This is a genomic window from Sphingomonas sp. CFBP 13728, assembly GCF_014841895.1.
GTDB lineage: Bacteria > Pseudomonadota > Alphaproteobacteria > Sphingomonadales > Sphingomonadaceae > Sphingomonas.
This window is the reverse complement of record NZ_JACYUS010000001.1, coordinates 305,936-326,939: the sequence shown is the minus strand read 5'-3', so window position 1 is coordinate 326,939 and position 21,004 is coordinate 305,936. Positions and strand designations below refer to the sequence as shown.

At 65.8% G+C, this 21,004-nt stretch carries 21 protein-coding genes; 9 read left to right on the top strand and 12 right to left on the bottom strand.

The window, feature by feature from the left end; translation table 11 throughout:
* Positions 1–5: 5 nt before the first annotated feature.
* Together IFT67_RS01375 and IFT67_RS01370 are read right to left on the bottom strand one after the other, a co-directional pair.
* The gene (locus IFT67_RS01375; protein ID WP_056049217.1) at positions 6–419 is read right to left on the bottom strand and encodes a DUF350 domain-containing protein; all 414 of its coding nucleotides are present in this window, start codon (positions 417–419) and stop codon (positions 6–8) included.
* A gap of 32 nt (positions 420–451) precedes the next feature.
* Positions 452–1,093 (bottom strand): DUF2491 family protein, encoded by a 642-nt coding sequence (locus IFT67_RS01370; RefSeq protein WP_056481639.1) that lies wholly within the window; start codon positions 1,091–1,093, stop codon positions 452–454.
* Positions 1,094–1,319: 226 nt separating this feature from the next.
* Here IFT67_RS01370 and IFT67_RS01365 point away from each other — a divergent pair, with 226 nt between their 5' ends.
* Genes IFT67_RS01365 through IFT67_RS01350 form a run of 4 tightly spaced genes read left to right on the top strand, consistent with a single transcriptional unit; the run spans position 1,320 to position 4,222 of the window.
* Complete coding sequence (locus IFT67_RS01365; RefSeq protein ID WP_192144755.1) at positions 1,320–1,754, top strand: YjfI family protein; 435 nt, start codon at positions 1,320–1,322, stop codon at positions 1,752–1,754.
* A 38-nt stretch (positions 1,755–1,792) separates the two neighbouring features.
* A complete protein-coding gene (locus IFT67_RS01360; protein ID WP_056049207.1) occupies positions 1,793–2,542 on the top strand; it encodes a PspA/IM30 family protein in 750 nt (249 codons plus the stop codon).
* Entirely contained in the window at positions 2,542–3,711 is a 1,170-nt protein-coding gene (locus tag IFT67_RS01355) for a glutathionylspermidine synthase family protein (protein ID WP_192144754.1), read from the top strand. Before IFT67_RS01360 ends, IFT67_RS01355 begins: the two co-directional genes overlap by 1 nt.
* Positions 3,701–4,222, top strand: a complete 522-nt coding sequence (locus tag IFT67_RS01350) for an ankyrin repeat domain-containing protein (protein WP_342450527.1) — start codon at positions 3,701–3,703, stop codon at positions 4,220–4,222. Before IFT67_RS01355 ends, IFT67_RS01350 begins: the two co-directional genes overlap by 11 nt.
* 143 nt (positions 4,223–4,365) lie before the next feature.
* Here IFT67_RS01350 and trhO read toward each other — a convergent pair whose 3' ends face one another.
* The 5 genes from trhO to hppD form a co-directional block, all read right to left on the bottom strand.
* Complete coding sequence (gene trhO, locus IFT67_RS01345) at positions 4,366–5,322, bottom strand: oxygen-dependent tRNA uridine(34) hydroxylase TrhO (RefSeq protein ID WP_192144752.1); 957 nt, start codon at positions 5,320–5,322, stop codon at positions 4,366–4,368.
* 55 nt (positions 5,323–5,377) lie between these two features.
* On the bottom strand, positions 5,378–5,743 hold the full coding sequence (locus tag IFT67_RS01340; protein ID WP_107962331.1) for a Rieske (2Fe-2S) protein: 366 nt from the start codon (positions 5,741–5,743) through the stop codon (positions 5,378–5,380).
* On the bottom strand, positions 5,740–6,384 hold the full coding sequence (gene maiA / locus IFT67_RS01335; protein WP_192144751.1) for a maleylacetoacetate isomerase: 645 nt from the start codon (positions 6,382–6,384) through the stop codon (positions 5,740–5,742). Before maiA ends, IFT67_RS01340 begins: the two co-directional genes overlap by 4 nt.
* Positions 6,381–7,715 (bottom strand): homogentisate 1,2-dioxygenase, encoded by a 1,335-nt coding sequence (gene hmgA, locus IFT67_RS01330; RefSeq protein ID WP_192144750.1) that lies wholly within the window; start codon positions 7,713–7,715, stop codon positions 6,381–6,383. Before hmgA ends, maiA begins: the two co-directional genes overlap by 4 nt.
* A gap of 182 nt (positions 7,716–7,897) precedes the next feature.
* Positions 7,898–8,968, bottom strand: a complete 1,071-nt coding sequence (gene hppD / locus IFT67_RS01325; RefSeq protein WP_192144749.1) for a 4-hydroxyphenylpyruvate dioxygenase — start codon at positions 8,966–8,968, stop codon at positions 7,898–7,900.
* Positions 8,969–9,047: 79 nt separating this feature from the next.
* Between hppD and IFT67_RS01320 the strand changes: the two genes are divergently transcribed.
* Entirely contained in the window at positions 9,048–9,548 is a 501-nt protein-coding gene (locus IFT67_RS01320; protein WP_192144748.1) for a MarR family winged helix-turn-helix transcriptional regulator, read from the top strand.
* Here IFT67_RS01320 and IFT67_RS01315 read toward each other — a convergent pair.
* Complete coding sequence (locus IFT67_RS01315; protein ID WP_192144747.1) at positions 9,503–10,378, bottom strand: LysR family transcriptional regulator; 876 nt, start codon at positions 10,376–10,378, stop codon at positions 9,503–9,505. The two genes, IFT67_RS01320 and IFT67_RS01315, sit on opposite strands and share 46 nt — an antisense overlap.
* Before the next feature lie 102 nt (positions 10,379–10,480).
* On the opposite strand from IFT67_RS01315, the gene IFT67_RS01310 reads away from it, so the two are divergent.
* Together IFT67_RS01310 and IFT67_RS01305 are read left to right on the top strand one after the other, a co-directional pair.
* Complete coding sequence (locus IFT67_RS01310; RefSeq protein ID WP_192146326.1) at positions 10,481–12,580, top strand: malate synthase G; 2,100 nt, start codon at positions 10,481–10,483, stop codon at positions 12,578–12,580.
* Complete coding sequence (locus tag IFT67_RS01305; RefSeq protein WP_192144746.1) at positions 12,580–13,107, top strand: gamma carbonic anhydrase family protein; 528 nt, start codon at positions 12,580–12,582, stop codon at positions 13,105–13,107. The genes IFT67_RS01310 and IFT67_RS01305 overlap by 1 nt, the downstream gene beginning before the upstream one ends.
* A gap of 38 nt (positions 13,108–13,145) precedes the next feature.
* On the opposite strand, the gene IFT67_RS01300 is transcribed toward IFT67_RS01305, so the two are convergent.
* From IFT67_RS01300 to IFT67_RS01285, 4 genes are all read right to left on the bottom strand, one after another.
* Entirely contained in the window at positions 13,146–14,450 is a 1,305-nt protein-coding gene (locus tag IFT67_RS01300) for an OmpP1/FadL family transporter (RefSeq protein WP_192144745.1), read from the bottom strand.
* A gap of 50 nt (positions 14,451–14,500) precedes the next feature.
* Positions 14,501–14,911 carry a DUF2147 domain-containing protein gene (locus IFT67_RS01295; RefSeq protein WP_107962338.1) on the bottom strand — a complete coding sequence of 137 codons (411 nt, stop codon included), beginning with the start codon at positions 14,909–14,911 and terminating at the stop codon, positions 14,501–14,503.
* A 217-nt stretch (positions 14,912–15,128) separates the two neighbouring features.
* Entirely contained in the window at positions 15,129–17,456 is a 2,328-nt protein-coding gene (locus tag IFT67_RS01290; RefSeq protein WP_192146324.1) for a 3-hydroxyacyl-CoA dehydrogenase/enoyl-CoA hydratase family protein, read from the bottom strand.
* Positions 17,456–18,592 (bottom strand): acetyl-CoA C-acyltransferase, encoded by a 1,137-nt coding sequence (locus tag IFT67_RS01285; protein WP_192144744.1) that lies wholly within the window; start codon positions 18,590–18,592, stop codon positions 17,456–17,458. Before IFT67_RS01285 ends, IFT67_RS01290 begins: the two co-directional genes overlap by 1 nt.
* 131 nt (positions 18,593–18,723) lie before the next feature.
* Between IFT67_RS01285 and IFT67_RS01280 the strand changes: the two genes are divergently transcribed.
* Positions 18,724–20,406 carry a long-chain-fatty-acid--CoA ligase gene (locus tag IFT67_RS01280; RefSeq protein WP_244647123.1) on the top strand — a complete coding sequence of 561 codons (1,683 nt, stop codon included), beginning with the start codon at positions 18,724–18,726 and terminating at the stop codon, positions 20,404–20,406.
* A complete protein-coding gene (locus IFT67_RS01275) occupies positions 20,403–20,795 on the top strand; it encodes a MerR family transcriptional regulator (RefSeq protein ID WP_120300301.1) in 393 nt (130 codons plus the stop codon). The genes IFT67_RS01280 and IFT67_RS01275 overlap by 4 nt, the downstream gene beginning before the upstream one ends.
* Positions 20,796–21,004: the final 209 nt, after the last annotated feature.

Here is a 21,004-nt window from a genome sequence, read left to right as displayed (position 1 = left end):
GCCCCTCAGTTCGTCATGCAGGCGGCGTTGAGGATGCCGACGCACAGCGAGATGCTGCCCATATAGGTCGCCGCCGCGATTTCGCCGCGGACGATCCGGTCGTTGAAGTCGCGCATCACGAAATGCTGGACCACCAGGAACGTGACGATCTGGATCACGCCCGCCAGCAGCGCCCACACCGCGAACTCGACCAGCGAAACGGTATGCGTCAGCGCAGAGGCGAGCGGCAGGACATAGCCGAGCAGCGCCGCGCCGAGCGTGATCGCGGCGGCGGTATTGCCTTCGCGGATCAGCGACTTCTCGTGATACGGCGTCGCGACCTGATAGACGATCTTGAAGACGATCGTGAACGCCCCGGCCGCGACGAACGCGATCAGGAAGGCGAGCGCGCTGGCGCCGAAGCTGTATTGGTCGATCATGGCATTTCCCCCGGAGCCGTTCGCCGCGGATGCTAGGCCCTGAACTCGCCAAGTTCCAGTGCCACGCCCAGCATGATCTCGAACGAGACGTCGCCGGACTCGGTCTCCATGTCGATCGCGAGCAGCAATTCGCGCCCGTCGTCGCCCGGCAGGTCGCGGCTGAACAGCATGCAGGTCTGGAAGATACGGCGATCGACTATCCCGTCACGGTCGTCGTGCAGTTCCTCCCAGAACGTCACGGGCTCCTGCTCGCTCGCTTCGGGTCCGAACCATGCGCGGCTGTATTCGGGCAGTCCCTCGGCGGTGAAGGTGCGTGCCTTGAGCCGGCTCTTCCACGCCGGGCGCTCGGCAGCAGAGGACGGGTAGCTGCTGTCCCACGGTGCGAACAGCGTGACATCCGTCACGTCCTGCCCATCGCGGTCGTTCGACACCGCCTGGAACATGATGTCGTCGTCGGTGTAGAACCGGTGGACGAAGCCGCCTTCGTTGAGGTCGATCAGCCCCTGCGCGACGATCACCAGCGTATCGCGGTCGAACGGGAACAGCAGTTCCGATCCGAACCGGCGCCATGCGAGCGGATCGACGGTCACCGTCCGCCCCAGCGTAACGTTGCGGACGACGGGCAGCGCGTTGCCATCAAGCGCTGGCTTGCGGCCGAACAGGCGATCGAACATGCAATCCTCGCGTGTGTGTGGTTGGCGTGCCTCTTAGGGCAAAGCGGACGGGCTCGCAAAGCGCAACCCCCGTCATCCTGACGAAAGTCAGGACCCAGAGCCAACAGCGCCGCCCTCCGTGACCCTGGGTCCTGACTTTCGTCAGGATGACGGAAGTGGGGAGGGTGGCAGGCGCTCGCGAAAAGCCTATGTGTGCGGTCGAGCGACAAGCACGGGAGTTCTTGCATTGACCGACATCTGGACCGTCTGCAGCCTGAAGGCCGCGCTCGACACGTCCGAGCCCGCAAAAGCCGGCGAGTTTTCCGCACGGATCCTGGAAGGCGCGGACCCGGTGCTGCTGGTGACGATGCACCATCACGGCGACCTCGAACTGTTCGTCAACGTCAGCGAGGCGCAGATCGCGTGCTCGACTTTGCTGTGGCCGTGCGACGAGCAGGAGGATCAGCTGGCGTTCAACACCTTTCTGTTGAAATCGCAGAAGCTGGTGCCGCTGTCGAATTTCGGGATCGGCACGGTCGATGACCGCGATTATTACGAGCTGTTCGGCGAACTTGCGACGTCGAGCCGGCTCGATACCGTGATCATCGAACTGCGCACGCTTGCCGAGAATGCGATCGATGCGGCCACCGACCTGCGCCACGCGCCGATCCCGGCTGTCTGACATCGCCGCCTGATTTAGATACAAACGGAGAGACTGGCATGGCCATCTGGAGCAAGCTTTTCACCCTCGGTCGTGCCGGCGCGCACGAAGCGGGCGCGGCGGTCGTCGATGCGAACGCGCTGCGTATCCTCGACCAGGAAATTCGCGATGCCGACAAGGCGCAAGGCAAGGCACGCGACGATCTCGCGGGGCTGGTCGCGCGTCGTCGCATTCTCGAAACCGAGGTCGAGAGCTTCCGCGCCCAGGCGACCAAGTACGAGGCCTCGGCCCGCATCGCGGTCGAGAAGGGCAACATGGACCTCGCGCGCCAAGTCGCACAGCGGATCGCCGACCTCGAACAGGACATCGCGCTGAAGAGCCCGCAGGTCGAGGACATGCGCGCCGCCGAGGAGCAGATCCACACCGCCGTCGCGCAGACTGACCGCAAGATCGAACAGCTCCGTCGCGAAGTCGAGGTCGTCAAGGTCAACGAGTCTGTGCAGAAGGCGCAGGCCTCGGTCGCGTCGGGCAGCATGGGTGCGGGCAACAAGCTTGGCTCGGCGGCGGACAGCCTCGCGCGCATTCGCGAGCGCCAGGCGATCCGCGGCGAGCGGATCAAGGCGGCGGGCGAGTTAGAGGATCGTCGTACCGGCGCCGATCTCGACGAGAAGCTGCGGCTGGCGGGGATCGGGCCGGGGCAATCGTCCGCGGACGACGTGCTTGCGCGCCTGACGGCGCCGAAGACGCCGCAAGTCGGCCAGACGCTGCAGATCGAACAGCGCGACGACTCCAAGACGTCGGACTCCTGATGCGCCGGATCGCGGTCGACCCGCGCGGCGACTGGCGCGAGCGGGCCGACGCGATCGGGTTCGTCTATCACGACACGGATGGCGAACCCTATTGGGACGAGGGCGCGGCGTACGCCTTCACGCTAGCGGAGATCGAGGATGATCTCGAACCCGCTGCGGAACAGCTGCACGCGATGTGCCTCGATCTGGTCGACGAGGTGGTCCGCGACCAGCAGTTGATGGAACGCCTCGCGATCCCGCGCGAGCAGTGGAACTACGTCGCGGAGACCTGGCGAACGCGCCAGCCGTCGCTCTACGGACGGTTCGATTTCGCCTATGACGGGACCGGGCCGGCCAAGCTCTACGAATACAACGCCGACACGCCGACGTCGGTGTTCGAATGCGCGACGTTCCAGTGGATGTGGCTTGAGGATCTGCTCGCGAGTGGTGCGTTGCCGGCAGGCACGGACCAGTTCAACAGCCTGTTCGACAAGCTGCGCGAACGCTTCCGTGCGCTGTTCCCGAACGGCGGATTCGTCCATTTCGCCGCGGATGCGTCGGCAATCGAGGATCGCCAGACGGTGCGGTTCTTCGAGGATCTGGCGTCGCAGGTCGGGATCGAACCGAAGTTCGTCGAGATGAAGGATATCGGCCTCGCCGCCGACGGGCGCTTCATCGATACCGACGGGTTCGAGGTGCAGGCCGCGTTCAAGCTATATCCGTGGGAGTTCATGCTCCGCGAGCCCTATGCGCCGAACCTGTCGCGCGCCGACGTGCGCTGGATCGAGCCCGCGTGGAAGTCGATCCTGTCGAACAAGGGCATCTTGCCGCTATTGTGGGAGCGGCATCCCGAGCATCCGAACTTGTTGCCCGCGTTCTTCGACGACGATCCCGCCGGCAAGATTCTCGGGCCGAAGTACGTGCGGAAACCGCTGTTCTCGCGAGAAGGCGCGAACGTCGAGGTGATCGGCGAGGACGGCCACGCGGTGCTCGACCAGGGCTATGGTGCTGAGGGTGCGATCCGTCAGGCCTATGCGCCTCCACCCGTGTTCGACGGCCGCCATCCGGTGATCGGCGCATGGATGGTCGGCAACGAAGCCGCGGGGATCGGCGTTCGGGAAGACGACACGGTCGTGACGCGCAATCTCGCGCGGTTCGTGCCGCATATCATCGAGGCGAATGATGACTGACGCGCGAGACCTGCCGCCACTGCCGCCGATGGAACGGCTGGTCGAACTGACGTTCGATGCCGCACGGACGGGGCGGGACGAGATGATCCCGGCGCTGTTGCAGGCGGGCGTCGATATCGAGGTGACCGATGCGAAGGGCTACACGCCGTTGGTGATCGCCAGCTACAATGGCCAGGCGGAGGCGACCGCAGCGCTCCTCGCGGCCGGTGCGCAGGTCGACGGCGCGGCGGACGCGCAGGGCAATACCGCGCTGATGGGCGTCTGCTTTAAGGGCTATACCGAGATCGCACAGATCCTGCTTGATGCGGGTGCCGACGTGAACCGGCGGAATGGCGTCGGACAGACCGCGCTGATGATGGCCGCGCTGGTGAACAAGAAGGCGATCATCGACCTGTTGCTGGAGCACGGCGCGGACCCGGCGATCGTCGATGCGGCTGGGAACACCGTACACTCGCTGGCGGTGTCGCAGGGTAACGCGGCGTTGGCCGCACGTTTCGCGACGACCGGTTAGCCCCCTACGCCACCACCCCGGCGAAGGCCGGGGTCCAATTGGGAAGGTTGCAGTGACGGCGAACTGCGCTTCGTTAGCACCGTTCCCCAATTGGACCCCGGCCTCCGCCGGGGGGGGGTAAAAACCGTTGAAGGTCCTGCGGATCAATCCGCCCCATACGTCTTCGGCAACACCGCCCCGACATGCGCCTCACCCCGAGCCTCTGCCAGCCGCACCTGCCGCTCGCGCTCCGCATACCCAGCCCGCTGCACCTCGTCCCGCGCGTCATGACACGCCGGGCAACTCACCCCCTCGACATAGAACGGCGAGGCACGATCCGCGCCGCTCACCGGCATCCGGCACGCATGGCACAGCACATGACTTCCCAACGCAAGCCCATGTCCGACCGCAACCCGCTGATCGAACACGAAACACTCCCCCTCCCAAAGGCTCTCCGCCTCAGGCACGGTCTCCAAATATTTCAGGATGCCGCCCTTGAGGTGATACACCTCGTCCAGCCCCTCGGCCTTGAGGAACGCAGTCGACTTCTCGCAACGTATCCCCCCGGTACAGAACATCGCGATCTTCGGCGGCGGACCGTCCCCGACCAGTTCGTCACGATGTTCGCGGAACCACGCCGGAAAATCCCGGAACGTCCGGGTCTGCGGATCGACAGCGTCGGCAAACGTCCCGACCGCCACCTCGTAATCGTTGCGCGTATCGATCAGAATCGTCCCCGGCTCGGCGATCAGCGCGTTCCAGTCCGCCGGCTCGACATAATGGCCGACGCCCTCCAGCGGATCGATCGAAGGCTCGCCCATCGTCACGATCTCGCGCTTCAGCCGGACCTTCATCCGGTGGAACGGCATCGTCTCCGCGCGCGACTCCTTGACGTCGAGATCGGTGCATCCCGGCAGCGCGCGGATATGCGCGAGCACCGCATCTATACCTTCCTCGGACCCGGCGATCGTCCCGTTGATCCCCTCGGCGGCGAGCAGCAGCGTCCCCTTCACGCCGTTGGAACAACACACCAGCGCGAGCGGCGGCTGGATCGCGGCGATATCGGCGAACGGCGTGAAGCGGTACAGCGCCACGACGCGGATGGGCAGGGTTTCGGTCATCGGTTCAACGTGCAGGGGAGGAGGTGCGCTCCCTTAGCGCATGTCGCCCGCCGCGTCAGCCTGCGGTGACGATCATCCCGTCGACCACCGCGACTGGCCATGGCGTCAGCCGAGTGCCCCCGCAGGGCCCGCCAACGCACGCGCCGCTGTCGATCTCGAACAGCGCGGAGTGCCAGCTACACGCGATCAGGTCGCCGCGTGGCGTGAGATACTCGTCGAGCACCTGCGCGAGCGGCAGGCCCATGTGCGGGCAGCGATCGACATAACCGAACACCGCGTCGTCCTTGCGCACGACGAACCCGTGGAAGCGACCCGCGCGCATCTGGAGCACAAAGTTCCGCGCCTTGCCGTCCGCGATCGCGTCGAGCGGCGCGAGCTTGATCCCGCCCGGTGTCGCGCTCAGCCGTTCGCCGTCGCTCATGCGCGGTCGGCGTCCGGCTGGCGATCCGGATGCGCGGCGGCGAAGGCGGGGAGGGCGCGGGCGTTCTCTGCCGCCGCCTTGAGCTTCGGGTAAGGTGAGAGATCGACCGCAAACCGTTCCGCGGAGTAGACCTGCGGGACGAGGTGACAATCGGCGATCGTCGGTGCCGCGCCGAACGCGAAGCCGTCGCCATAGCGCGCGATCTGCGTCTCGAGCGCAGCGAACCCATCGCCGATCCAGCGCGCGATCCAGCGGTTCACCGCCACCTCGTCCGCCCCCAACTCTGTGCGCAAGGCGTTCAGGATGCGAAGATTATTCACCGGATGAATGTCGCACGCGATCGTTGCGGCCATCGCACGGACGATCGCCCTGCCGTTCGCGTCGGCAGGAAGCAGCGGTGGATTGGGATAGGTCTCGTCGATCCATTCAAGGATCGCGGGGCTCTGGGTCAGGACGGCGTCGTCAGTCGCTAGCGCCGGCACGAGTCCCTGCGGGTTAAGCGCGCCGTACTCGGCGTCGCGTTGTTCGCCCTTGCGAAGGTCGTGCGTAACCTGCGCGTACTCCACGCCTTTGACAGCTATCGCGATGCGGACGCGGTAGGCGGTGGTCGAGCGCCAATAGCCGTGCAGCGTCAGGCTCACTTCGGCAGGATCGACTTGGGGAAGTCCGACCAGACCGCATCGTAGTCGAGTTGCGAATGCTCGAGCGCATAGGCGGTCGGCTTGTACGGCCAGCAGCTCTCCAGCATGAACGCCATCGTCCCGTCGATCTTGTGCGGTTTCAGGTCGGCCGCGCTCGCACCCTGCCAGCTCGCGAGATCCGGCCCGTGACCCGACATCAGATTGTGCAGCGAGATACCGCCAGGCGCGAACCCCTCCGCCTTCGCATCGTACGCCCCTGTGATCAGCCCCATCGCCTCGGACATGACGTTGCGGTGGAACCACGGCGGCCGGAACGTCCCCTCGGCGACCATCCAGCGCGGCGGGAAGATCACGAAATCGGCGTTTGCGCGGCCGGGCACGTCGCTCGGCGAGGTCAGCAGCGTGAAGATCGACGGATCGGGATGGTCGAAGCTGACCGTGTTGATCGTGTTGAACAGCGACAAATCGTAGCGCCACGGCGCGAGGTTGCCGTGCCACGCGACCACGTCGAGCGGCGAGTGATCAAGCGTGGTGGCCCACAGCGACCCCATAAACTTCTGAACGACCTCGACCGGTTCGTCGCGATCCTCGAACCACGCGACCGGCGTCTCGAAATCGCGCGGGTTGGCGAGGCCGTTGGCGCCAATCGGGCCAAGATCGGGCAGGCGGAACAGCGCGCCGTGATTCTCCGCGACATAGCCGCGTGCCTCCCCATCGGGGAGTTCGGCGCGGAAGCGGACGCCGCGGGGGATCAGCGCAATCTGGCCGGGGGCGATGTCGATTAGGCCGAGTTCGGTCAGCAACCGGAGCCGTCCGGCCTGCGGCACGAAAAGCAGCTCGCCGTCCGCATCCATGAACACGCGGTCGGTCATGTCTGCGTTTGCGGCATACACGTGCAGCGCGACGCCTTCGAGATCGGCGGGATCGCGGTTGGCGAGCATCGTCGTCATGCCGTCGATCAGGTCAGTATCCGGGGCGGGGGCCGCGATCGGATCCCAGCGCAGGCGATTGGGCGCGAGCGGCGCGTCGGTGGTGCCAGGCGCGAACCGCTGGGCGCCGGCGTAGCGCTCGAACGGAGGATGTTCCGCAGTCGGGCGCATCCGGTAGAGCCAGCTGCGGCGGTTCTCGTGGCGCGGCGCGGTGAAGGCGGTCCCGGAAAGCTGCTCGGTGTAGAGGCCGAACGCGGGGCGCTGCGGCGAATTGCGGCCGATCGGCAGTGCGCCGGGGATCGCCTCGGTCGATACGTGATTGCCGAAGCCGGGCTGATACGCCGTGTCTTCGGTCTGGCCGGCGGTCTCGCCTGCGGCGTTGGTCGGCTGGTGGATTGTCATGGCTTCCTCTCCGTCACCTGTTCCGATCAACGCCCGAACCGCCGGCCGTTCAAACTCTTTTCAACCTCAGCCCCGTCGGTCACGGCGAAGCCACGCCCTATGGGGCGGCCTCGTCCGCGCCGGCCGGTCGACGGCAGCGCCTGCGCGCTGCATCTCGACCGAAGCTGCGCTTCGATCTTCGATCACGCGTCGACGGTGATCACGCCACGCCGGATCTGGTCCAACTCAATCGACTCATACAACGCCTGGAAATTGCCGTTACCAAAGCCCTCATTCCCCTTGCGCTGGATGATCTCGAAGAAGATCGGCCCGAACATGTTCTCGGTGAAGATCTGCAGCAGCAACCCCTCCTCGCCGACATTGCCGTCGATCAGGATGCGGTTGCGGCGCAGGCGTTCGAGGTCGTGGCCATGGTTCGGCACACGCTTGTCGACCAGCTCGTAATACGTCTCGATCGTGTCCTGCAGCTTGACGCCCCGCGCGCGCAGCTTCTCGACCGTCTCGAAGATGTCGTCGGTGGTCAGCGCCAGATGCTGGATGCCCTCGCCGTTGTAATCCTTGATGAATTCCTCGATCTGGCTCTTGTCGTCCTGGCTCTCGTTGAGCGGGATGCGGATCGCGCGGTCGGGGGCGATCATCGCCTGGCTGAACAGGCCGGTCGCCTTGCCCTTGATGTCGAAATACTTCTGCTCCTCGAAGCCGAAGATCTGACCATAGAACTCGGCCCAGGTCCGCATCTGGCCACGCTTCACGTTGTGCGTGAGGTGATCGAGCAGGTCGAGCCCGACGTTGTTCTCGGCTTCCGCTTCGGCCGCGCCCGGAACCGCATTCCAGTCGTCGTACAGGCTGCCGGCAGCACCGTGCTTGTCGACCAGATACAGCAGCGAACCGCCGATCCCTTCGAGCACATAGCTGCCCTCGCCGAGCGCACCCATGGTGGCATCGGCCGCCTTGGCGCCGCGTGCGAGCGCCGCGTCGAAGGCTTCCTTGGCATCATGAACGCGGAACGCCATGCCGCTCGCCGACGGGCCATGATCCGCGCGGAATGCCGCCGCGTGGCCACCGTCCTCGCGGTTGAGCAGCAGGTTGATGCGGCCCTGCTTGTAGCGCGTGACAGCCTTGGTCGGGTGGGTCGAGGCGGCGACGAAGCCGAACTGCTCGAACTGCGCGGCCATCCGGTCGGGATCGGGCGAGGTGAATTCGGCGAACTCGAACCCGTCGAGACCCATCGGGTTTACGTCCATATGGTCCATGATCACATCCTGACAGTTGGTATCCGTTGTTACCAATCTGGCGGGTTGAACAACTGGTGTCAATCGTTACGATTTTGACATGCCCAACTCCGATGCCACCCGCGCACTCGTCCTGGACGATTTCATCCCGTATCGCCTGTCGATCACCTCGAACCTTGTCAGCGAGGCGGTGGCGGACACGTACGAAGCGCTGTTCGGACTGACGATCCCGGAGTGGCGGCTGGTGGCGGTGGTAGCCGAAGCGGACGGAATTACGCAGCAGCAGGTCGGCCAGCAGACGCGGATGGACAAGGTCACGGTCAGTCGCGCGGCGATTGCCTTGGTCGAGCGCGGGCTGATGCAGCGGCATGCGAACCCGGAGGATCGTCGCTCGCACCTGCTGAGGCTGACCGCCGACGGCCACACGCTCTATGCGTCGGTCGCGCCAAAAGCGCTGGACCTCGAACGCCGCATCTTTGCCGGGTTCTCAGGGGCGGAGGTCGAGCAGTTCGTGGCGATGCTGAGACGGATCGATGCGGTGACGATCGATCTCGTTCAGGACTCCCACGGCGGCGTCGGCGACCAGAGACCGCGCAGATAATCGAGTAGTGCAGCGGTACCCGACGACACCGGGCCGCGCGCATGCACTGCATAGATTCCGACGTCCGCAGACCCGGCCAGTTCCGGCAGGATGCGGACGAGGCGGCCACTCGCCAGATCCGCGCTGACGTCCCATAGCGAGCGTAGCGCGATGCCGACGCCGGCCAGCGTGAGTTCGCGCACCACCTCGCTGGAGTTGGTTGCGACATAGCTCGGGCGATCGATCGTGACGTCGCCGTCGGGTCCAGCCAAGCGCCACGGCATCTGGCCTTTCGCTGCAAGCAGGCGGTGTTCCGTAAGAGCGGCCGCATCGCGCGGGGCACTGTAGCTCGGCGCGGCGCAGAGGACGCGACGGCTGTCGGCGAGGCGATGGCCGGTCAGGCTTGGCGGCACGGCTGGAGCGATCCGGATCGCGAGATCGAGCCGGTCCCCAATCACATCCGAGAAGCCGTCCGACAGGTCGAGGTCGAGTTCGATCCCCGGATACGCATCGAGAAACGGCTTCAGGTGCGGCGCGATGTGGAGGCGGCCGAACGACGTGGGCGCGCTGACCCGCAATGGCCCGGCCGGCGTATCCGTGCGGTCCGACACCCGCGCCTCAGCGTCGCGGATCGCCGCGAGGATCTCCACCATGTCGCGGTGATACGCGGCGCCGCGTGCGGTGAGGTCGAGGCGGCGCGTCGTTCTGTTGAGCAATCGCACACCGAGCCGTGCCTCCAGCCGCGCGATCCGCTTTGACACCATTGCCGGCGAGATACCCATCGAACGCCCCGCCGCACTGAGGCTGGCGGTGCGGACGACTTCGGCGAAGAGGACGATGTCGGGATCCATTCGTTCTCCAGGCGATCAACAGCTTTCGGTTTATGATGTCTAGTGGCGAAGGTGGCGGGCGTCTATCGTCCCGACAGAGCATAGGAGAGCAGCATGGCCGAGATGATCGAAAAGGCAGGCCTGAAGGTCGCCGCATCGTTGGTGGACTTCATCGAAACGCAGGCGTTGCCGGGGACGGGTCTCGATGCCGCCGCGTTCTGGCAAGGCGTGTTCGATATCTACGCCCGGTTCGCGCCGGAGAACGCCGCGCTGCTCGCTGTCCGCGATGACCTTCAGGCTAAGATCGACGCGTGGCACGAAGCCCGCGCCGGCAAGCCGATCGACCAGGCCGAGTATCAGGCGTTCCTGCGCGCGATCGGCTATCTCGTCGACGAGCCTGCGCCGTTCTCGGTTGCACCGGCCAACGTCGATGCGGAAGTCGCCTCGCTCGCCGGCGCGCAGTTGGTGGTGCCGATCCTCAACGCCCGCTTCCTGCTGAACGCGGCGAACGCGCGGTGGGGGAGCCTGTACGACGCGCTCTACGGCACCGACGCGATCCCCGGCGCTGCGTCCGGCAAGGGCTATGATGCGGCGCGCGGCGCGCAGGTGATCGCGTGGGCGAAGGCATTCCTTGACGATGCGGTGCCGTTGGCGAACGGATCGTGGACCGACTGGACGGGTGGTACGCCTGAACTCGCCGATCAGAGCCAGCTCGTTGGCCATGTGGGCGACAACATCCTGTTGCGTCACAACGGCCTGCACATCGAACTCCTGATCGACTCTCAGCATCCGATCGGTCGCGACGACCCTGCGAACCTTGCCGACGTCGTGCTTGAATCCGCGCTCAGCACGATCGCCGATCTCGAGGATTCGATTGCCGCGGTCGATGCCGAGGACAAGGTCGCCGCCTACGCCAATTGGCTGGGGTTGATGAAGGGCGACCTGACCGCCAGCTTCGACAAGGGCGGCCGCACGGTCACGCGGTCACTCGAACCGGACCGGCAGTACACCGGCCCCGACGGCAGCGCGTTCACGCTCCCCGGCCGCAGCCTGATGTTCGTGCGCAACGTCGGCCATCTGATGACGACCCCCGCGATCCTGCTCTCGGATGGCAACGAAGCGCCCGAAGGTATCCTCGACGGCATCGTCACGTCGCTGATCGGCTTGCACGACCTGAAAGGCGCGGGCCCGATCCGCAACAGCCGCGCGGGCTCGATCTACATCGTCAAGCCGAAGATGCACGGCGCCGACGAAGCCGCCTTCACCAACCGGCTATTCGACGGAATCGAGGACCTGCTCGGCCTCGCGCGCCACACGATCAAGGTCGGGGTGATGGACGAGGAACGCCGCACCTCCGCCAATCTCGCCGCGTGCATCGCCGCGGTGAAGGACCGCGTCGTATTCATCAACACCGGCTTCCTCGATCGCACCGGCGACGAGATGCACACCTCGATGCGCGCCGGTCCGATGATCCGCAAGGGCGAGATGAAGGCCTCTTCGTGGATCAAGGCGTATGAGGATCGCAACGTCCAGATCGGGCTCGCCTGCGGGCTCAGCGGCCGGGCTCAGATCGGCAAGGGCATGTGGGCCGCGCCCGACCGGATGGCGGATATGCTCGAGCAGAAGATCGCGCATCCGATGACCGGTGCGAACACCGCCTGGGTGCCGTCGCCGACCGCCGCGACGCTGCACGCGACGCATTACCACCGCGTCGACGTGTTCGCGCGGCAGGCGGAGCGCAAGGCCGAGCCGATCGCTCCGCTCGATGCGCTGCTGACAATCCCGGTCGCGACCGGGCACAATTGGCAGCCGGACGAGGTGCGCGAGGAACTGGAGAACAATGCGCAGGGGATCCTCGGCTATGTCGTGCGCTGGGTCGACCAAGGCGTCGGCTGTTCGAAGGTGCCGGATATCCACGACATCGGCCTGATGGAGGACCGCGCGACGCTGCGGATCAGTTCGCAGCACATGGCGAACTGGCTGCTCCACGGCATCGCCACTCCGGAGCAGGCTGACGCGGCACTGCGGCGGATGGCGGCGAAGGTCGACGCGCAGAATGCGGGTGATTTGCTGTACCGGCCGATGGCGGGGTATGAGGACGACAGCCTCGCGTTCCAGGCCGCCCGCGCGCTCGTGTTCGATGGCCTGACGCAGCCGAGCGGCTATACCGAGCCGCTGCTCCACGCGTTCCGCGCGCGGGCAAAGGAAAGGAACGCCGCCTGATGCCACTCTACGCGATTGAGGGTAGACGACCGACGCTGGCCGACGACGTCTGGGTCGCACCGTCCGCCGACGTGATCGGCGACACGCGGCTGGGGGAGGGGGCCAGCGTCTGGTTCGGGGCGGTGATCCGCGCCGACAACACGCCGATCCTCGTCGGTGCGCGGACCAACATCCAGGAAGGCGCGATGCTGCACTCCGATCCCGGCGCGCCGCTGACCGTCGGCGAAGGCTGCACCATCGGCCATCACGCAATCCTGCATGGCTGCACGGTCGGCGACAACGTGCTGGTCGGGATGGGCGCGACTATCCTCAACAACGCGGTGATCGGCGAGAATTGCCTGATCGGTGCGAACGCGCTGGTGACGGAGGGGAAGGTCTTCCCGGCCGGCAGCCTGATCGTCGGTGCACCAGCCAAGGCGGTCCGCGAACTGACTCCGGAAGCGATTGCGGGCCTGAAAATGTCGGCGGCCGGTTATGCAGCCAAGCAGCGCGTTTACGCCGAGGGCTTGAGACTGGTCGAGGTATGAAATCCTCCCCCGCGAGGGGGAGGATCGTGACGGCGGTGTTAGAAGCTTACCCGCCCGCCGAGCGAGAGCACGACTGCCGACGCGTTGCGCAGCGCACCCGAGGTTAGGATGTTGGTCTGCGCCGCCGTCCCGACATAAGCCGCCGTGATACGGTCGATCGTCGTATTTTCGAAGTCGACATATTGCGCGGCAGCGTCGAGCGCGATGCGCGAGGACAGCTGGTACGAGCCACCCGCCGCATAAGTCCACCGATCCGCATCGGGCACGCGTGCGTCGCGCTGACCATCCTGCGTCGGCGACTTGGTCCGCTGCAGGCCGGCGCGTACGGTCAGCTTCGGCGTGACGTCATAGTCGAAGCCGCCCGCCAAGCTCCAGCTGTCCATGTAGTTCTCGGGGATCGCGGTGTTGAGCGGCGCGCCGAGATCGATCGTGTCGAACTTGCTCCAGCTGTACGCGACCACCTGCGCGTTGAGCGTCAGCTTATCGGTACCGCGGAACCGGCCTGCGACGATGACCTGGCCCGGCGTGTTGAAAGCAGCCTTCGCGCCCGACACGGTGGTGTTCGATCCGCCGAGCGGACCGACGAGACCGCTGACGGTCAGATCGCCCTTCAGGTTATGGCGGATGCTCGACTTGTAGCTGATGCCGACCGTCGCGAAGTCGTTGTGGAGCTGTACGCCCGCGGTCCAGCCGAAGTCCCAGCCATCGCCCTTCAGCTCCTGCTGGCCATCGGGCAGCGCCGCGGACAGATTGGGCAGCGCGTTGCTGAGCGACGCATCGGTATATTCGACGTTGAGCGCACCACCGACGCGGAGCCAATCCGTCACGACGATACCAACCGAAGGCTGGATGTCGATCGTCCGCAGCCGGGTCTTGTCGGCGCTGTACCGCGCCCAGCTGTTCGCGTCGTAGTTGGTCGTGAAGCTGAATGGCGAGGTCACCGCGAGGCCCACCGCGATGCGATCGGTCAGCGGATACGCGACCGCACCCGACGGCACGACGCCCTTGTTGATCGGGTCGCGCGAGTTCGACTGGCCGCTGATCCCCGTGCAGGCCTGGCCCGGGCGGCAGATGCGCGTGCCGGTATCGACGACATCGCCCTTTGGCAGGATCGCGGAGGCGGCGAGCGTCGCGCTGCCGTCGCGGATACCGGCGATCGCCGCCGGGTTCCACCACAGGGAGTCAGGACCGGTGTCGGCGCCTTCGCCCGAGAATGCGCGACCGGCGCCACGCGCGGACTGCGCCTGGAGATAAAATGCGTCGGCATACGCGGTGCTGGCGAATCCGAAAGCGGACACGAGCGCGGATACCGCGAGAAGTGGAGCCTTGGTGCGAAACATCATGGATAAGGTCCTGAAAGCTGTACTGATAATGAGGAGGCGGAGGCGTCGCCTCAGCGCACGCGCGTCCAGGTCTGGGTCTTGCAGAGCGGGAAGAAGACGCAGCCGCGCAGCTTCAGCTGGTTCGCACCGAGCGGCGTGATCTTCCCGCTATAGGTCTTGCCGTCCTCGGCGTTGTAGACCTGCCCGCTGCTCCAGACGCCGTTCGAATCGGGCTTGAACCCGCTCAGCATCTGCATCCCTTGGATCGGGCGGTTGCGCAGCGCGGTGTTCGAATTGTTCGCATCCTTCATCGAAGGATTGGCGCGCAGCGCGTCGGAGGTGAGGATCTTGCCGCAGATCGACGGGCCACAGCGGGCGATCTCGACGATGGCGTTGTGCGTCTCGGTCTTCCAGCGGCCGATGACGGTCTCGGGCGTGGCGGACGCGCCGGCGAGCAGGGCGGTGGCGATCAACAGGGACATCTTCTATCCTCTCCTAGTGTCGTTGGTGACGCCGCATGCGTGCGGTCATCGAATGTTTCGTCAGGCCGTCGACGTTATCGCGATCTTGTTGCCGTATACGGCAGTTATCGATCCCGACTAGAATTGTACGAAGACAAGTCAAGTCTTCTTACTGATTCCGCGCGGTGAAAAAGTGTTCATGCGCACGGTGTGCCCCCGCTTTCGCGGGGGAACAGTCTTAGTTGCGGAGTGGCTTGCCCGTCTGGAGCATATGCACGACTCGCGCCTGAGTCCGCGGGTCCTTCACGCTCGCCATGAACGCCGCGCGCTCCAGATCGAGCAGCTGGTCCTCGGTCACCGTGTCGACCAGATCCGCCTCGCCACCCGTCAGCACTTCCGCAAGACGATCCGCGACGATGAGGTCGTAGTCGGTCGCCATGCCCTTCTTGTGGAAGTCCGCAACCGCCATGTTCAGGCCCGTCCGGCCGCTCGCGCCCGCCAGGCGGAAGGTCGGCTTCTCCGGCGCGACATAGCCCTCGACCAGACACAGCGCCTTGGCCTTCGCATCCGCTAGCAACCGATCGCGGTTCATGGTGATGCCGTCGTCCTTGCGCAGGATCATCATTTCCTTCGCCTCCGCCGCCGACTTTGCGACCTGCGCGGTGGAGACCGCCTGGAACACCTTGGTCAGCATCGGCATCGGTCCGTTCGGCAAGGTGCGGGACTTGGTCCAGCGATCGAGCATCTCGCCATTGCCGCCCCAGCCGGGGACGAGCCCGACGCCGCACTCGACCAGGCCGGCATAGGTCTCGGCATGCGCCTGCACCGCGTCCGAGTGGAGTAGAATCTCGCATCCGCCACCGAGCGCGAGCCCGGCAGGCGCGCTGACGACTGGGAAGGGCGCGTATTTGAGCGCCTTGTACGCCTGCTGCCCGCCCGCGACGCTCGCCTCGACCATGTCCCACAGGCCCGCCCCGACCGCGAACATCGCCGCGCCCAAGTTCGCGCCTGCCGAAAAGTTCGACGCCTCGTTATACACCACCAGCGCCTTGAAGCGCTCGCGGACGACCGGGATCGCCTCGTTGATCAGCGCCACGACCTGATCGTCGAGCGCGTTCATCTTGGTGTGGAACTCAAGTGCCGCAACGCCGTCACCCACATCCCAGAGCGACGCCGACAGGTTCTTGAGGATCGGCTGCGACCGAAGCTTGATGTCCTCGAGCAACTCGACGCCGTCAGCGCGCGGCACGTCGGCATAGTCACCGCCAGCCGTGAGATACTGACGCTGGCCGTTCTCGACGCGATAGAACGGTCGATCGCCCGCGGTCTTCAGGATCGCAGGAACGTCGCGACCTTCCTCGGCAAGGCGCGCGGCGAGCACGCCGGGCCCCATCCGGTCGATCAGCTCGAACGGCCCGTATTTCCAGTTATACCCCAGCTTCATCGCGTCATCGACCGCGACGACATCGTCCGCCGCCTCGCCGACGAGTATTGCCGCGTAGGACAACGTGTTGCCGAGAATCGTCCACGCATAGGTGCCGATCTTGCCCGGCTCCGCGATCAGCGCCGCGAGGTCCTTGCCGGTCTTACCCGGCAACTCAGCGGGCTTGGCTTCCGCCCGGTACTCGCCGGTCGCGAGATCGAGCGACAGCTTGGTCCGCGTCGCCTTGTCGAAGCGATAGAACCCACCCTTGCCCTTGCGGCCGGTGAACCCTTCCGCGATCATCTTGTCGACCAGCGGCAGCGGGCGGACCGTATCGAAATACGGATCGCCAGCGGGCAACGTGGACGACAGGCTCTTCGCCAGCAGCGGCATCAGGTCGACGCCGACGAGGTCGACGAGCCCGAAGATCCCGGTCTTCGGCACGCCCATCGGACGGCCACCGATCTGGTCGGCCTCCTCGACGGTCAGCCCCTGGTCCATCGCCGCGTTGATCGCGATCGCAAGCCAGTAGGTGCCGATGCGGTTGGCGATGAAGCCCGGCGTGTCCTTCGCGCGGACGATGCGCTTGCCCATGAAACGATCGACGAAATCCTCGACCTTCTCGGCGACCGCGACGTCGGTATGCTCACCACGGACGATCTCGACCAACCGCATGTAGCGCGGCGGGTTGAAGAAGTGCGTGATCAGGAAGTCGGCCTTGAACTGGTCCGACCGCCCCTCGACGAGGTTGCCGAGCGGGATCGTCGAGGTGTTCGACGACACCGCGGTGCCCGGACGCTTCAGCGCCTCGAGCTTGGCATAGAGCGCCTGCTTGATGTCGAGCCGTTCGACGATCGCCTCGACGATCCAGTCGCACTCTGCGACCCGACCCAGATGATCGTCGATGTTGCCCGTCTCGACCAGCTTGGCCGCGCGCTTCGACATGAAGGGGGCGGGGTCGGTCTTGAGCATCTTGGCGACCGCGCCCTTTGCCACTGCGTCTCGATCGCCGCCCTCGGGCAGGTCGCGCGGCACGATGTCGAGCAGCAACACCGGGATACCCGCATTGGCGACCTGCGCGGCTATACCCGCACCCATCACGCCTGCGCCGATGACGCAGACCTTTTTCACAGCGTCGACCATCATGCGCGCTCCAGCACCGTCGCGATGCCCTGACCGCCGCCGATGCACTGGGTCGCCAGCGCATAGCGGCCGCCTTCGCGCGACAAGAGCGCAGCCGCCTTGCCGACGATCCGAGCGCCGGTCGCACCGAGCGGATGACCGATCGCGATCGCGCCGCCATCGAGGTTGATCGTCTCGTCCTTCAAGCCGAGGTCGCGGATGCAGGCGATCGCCTGGCTCGCGAACGCCTCGTTGATCTCGACCACATCGAGATCTGCAACAGTGATCCCGGCACGCTCCAGCGCCTTCTTCGACGCACCGATCGGGCCAAGCCCCATAGTCTCGGGCGCGCAACCCGACACGCCGATCGACTTGATCCGCGCGAGAATCGTCAGCCCGTGCTTCTTCGCGAACTCTTCCGAGGTGACGAGCACCGCAGACGCACCGTCTGTCAGCGGCGACGACGTGCCGGCGGTCACCGAACCGTCCGCGCTGAACGCAGGCTTCAGGCCGGCGAGCGCTTCGGTGGTCGTGCCGGCGCGGATCGTGCCGTCCTGGCTGACCGGGCCCGCCTTGGTCCGGATCGTCACGATCTCGTCGGACAAGCGGCCATCGGCGCGCGCCGCGGCGGCCTTGTCCTGGCTCTTCACGGCGAACGCGTCCTGCTCGGCCCGCGTGATCTGGTACTGCCGCGCGACGTTCTCGGCGGTCTCGCCCATGCCCATATACGCGCCGGCGCTTTTCTTCGCGAGCTCGGGGTTGGGGAGGGGGTTGTAGCCGCCCATCGGCACGCGGCTCATCGATTCGAGGCCCGCGCAGATGAACGCCTCGCCCGCGCCGACCGCGATCTGGCCGTAGGCGATGTGGATCGCGCTCATCGACGAGCCGCAGAACCGGTTGACCGTCATCCCGCCGACCGAGATCGGCAGGTCGGCGATCTGAGCGATCAGCTTGGCGACGTTGAGGCCCTGCTCGCCCTCGGGGAAGGCGCAGCCGAGGATGATGTCCTCGATCTCGGCCGGATCGACGCCGGTCTTGTCGAGCAACCCGCGAATCGTCTGCGCGGCGAGATCGTCCGGACGGACGCGGGCGAGTTCGCCCTTGCCGGCAAGGTGGAACGGCGAACGGGCGTACCCGGCGATGACGACGTTGGTCACGATGATCCTCTCATATTGCGGTCGACCCGGTTAACGCTTGCGGGTTACCCTTAAGGTGCGATACCTCACCTTTACGTCAAGGTGAAGCGGCCGACAATATGGCTTACGCACACCATGTTATGGAGAGCGAGATGCAGGACACTTCCGGGGGCAAGGCGATCGGCGTACCGTTGCTGGGCGAGCCGCGGCTGCTGGGCGACATGCTCGACCTTTCGGTGCAGCGGTTTGGGTCGCGCAACGTGCTCGACTTCATGGGCCGGACGCTGACCTATGCCGAACTCGGAGAGTCGGTCGATCGGGCGGCACGCGGACTTCAGGACATGGGCGTCGTGAAGGGCACGCGCGTTGCGCTCTGCCTGCCGAACACGCCCTATTATCCGATCCTGTTCTTCGCGATCCTCAAGGCGGGCGGCGTCGTCGTCAACGTCAACCCGCTCTATGTCGAGCGCGAGCTGGCGCATCTGCTCGAGGATTCAGGCGCGACGATCATCGCCACCTGCGACATCGCCGAAATCCACGCGCGCGTGCTCAAGGTCGCGGGGCAGATGGGCGTGAAGCACGTCATCACCTGCCCGATCGCCGGCGCGCTGCCAACGCTGAAGTCGATCGCCTACCGCATCTTCAAGCGCGCGGAGATCGGTCGGGCGCCGACGGACACGCGCCATTCCACGTTCGAAGCGCTGCTCAAGGCGAAGGGTGCGCCGTCCCCGGTCGCGGTCTCCCCGGACGAGGTCGCGGTGCTGCAATATACCGGCGGCACGACCGGCGAGCCCAAGGCGGCGATGCTCAGCCACGCCAACCTCGTCGCGAACGCCGATGCGATGGTAGTGTTCGTCGGTGGCGAGCAACCGCACCAGGACCGCGTGCTCGGCGCACTGCCGCTGTTCCACGTCTTCGCGCTGACCACCGTGCTGACCTATTCGATCCGCACCGGCGCAGAGATGATCCTGCTGCCGCGCTTCGAACTGCAGCAACTGCTCAAGACGATAGACCGCACCAAGCCGAGCTATTTCCCTGCGGTACCGACAATCTACGCCGCGATCACCACCGCGGCGGAGACGCAGAAGATCGACCTGTCCTCGATCCACGCGTGCATCTCGGGCGGCGCACCGCTGCCCGCCGAGGTCCGCACCGCGTTCGAGGCGGCGACCGGCGCCAAGCTCGTCGAGGGCTATGGCCTGTCGGAAGCCTCGCCGATCATCACCTGCAACCCGATCGATGGCCTTAACAAGCCGGGCTCCGCCGGGCTGCCCTTTCCCGGAACGACGATCGAGATCCGCGACCGCGAGGATCCGACCCGGTTGCTGCCCGTCGGCGAGAATGGCGAGATCTGCGCACGCGGGCCGCAGATCACGCAGGGCTATTGGCACAAGCCCGCCGCCACCGCCGACCTGTTCGCGGACGGCGCGCTGCGCACCGGCGACGTGGGGCACCTCGATGCGGACGGTTATCTGTTCATCGTCGACCGGATCAAGGATTTGATCCTCGCCGGCGGCTACAACGTCTATCCGCGCGTGATCGAGGAGGCGCTGTACGAACACCCCGCAGTGCTCGAAGCCGTGGTCATCGGCGTGCCCGACAAATACCGCGGCCAGGCCCCCAAGGCGTTCGTCGTGCTGGCCGAAGGTGCGGTCGCTACCCCACTCGAACTGCGCGATTTTCTGCGCGACAAGATCAGCAAGATCGAGCTTCCCCGCGAGGTCGAAATCCGCAACAGTCTCCCCAAGACGCTGATCGGCAAGCTATCCAAAAAGGAACTTGTCGCTGAAGAGACCGCAAAGGCGGCGTCGGAGGCGAGGGGAGTGGATTCGTGAACGACCGACAGGACGATCTTACCGGCATACAGGAGGTCTCGCGCATGCTCGGCGTGAGCGCGCGGACGCTTCGCTTCTACGAGGACAAGGGGCTGATCGAGCCCTGCCGGATCGGCACCACGCGGGTCTACACGCGGCGCGAAGTCGCCCGGATGCAGCTGATCTTGCGCGGAAAGCGGTTGGGTTTCACGCTGCGCGACATCGAGGAGTTCCTCGACCTGTACGACGCCGACCCTCAACATGTGGAGCAGATGCGCGCGCTGGCCGAACGCTGTCGCCAGCGGATCGACCTGCTCGACGCGCAACGCGAGGCGATCGTGCAGACGCGCGACGAGCTGGAGAAGATCGAGCAGGAGGCTCTCGCGCGGATTCCGGCGGGAACGGTCTAAGTAACACGGGAGGTCGCCCCCCCGAAATTGCACGACGCGCTCGAAGCTGCACCACCCCGGCGAAGGCCGGGGCCCGGTTGGCGAGGTGGCAATAACGCAGCGCAGCGCGGATCGACGACGTCCCCCAGCTGGACCCCGGCCTCCGCCGGGGCGGGGTTTGTCGGTGTGATTGAGGGACACTAAAAGTCCTCACCCGCTAGGGGGAGGTG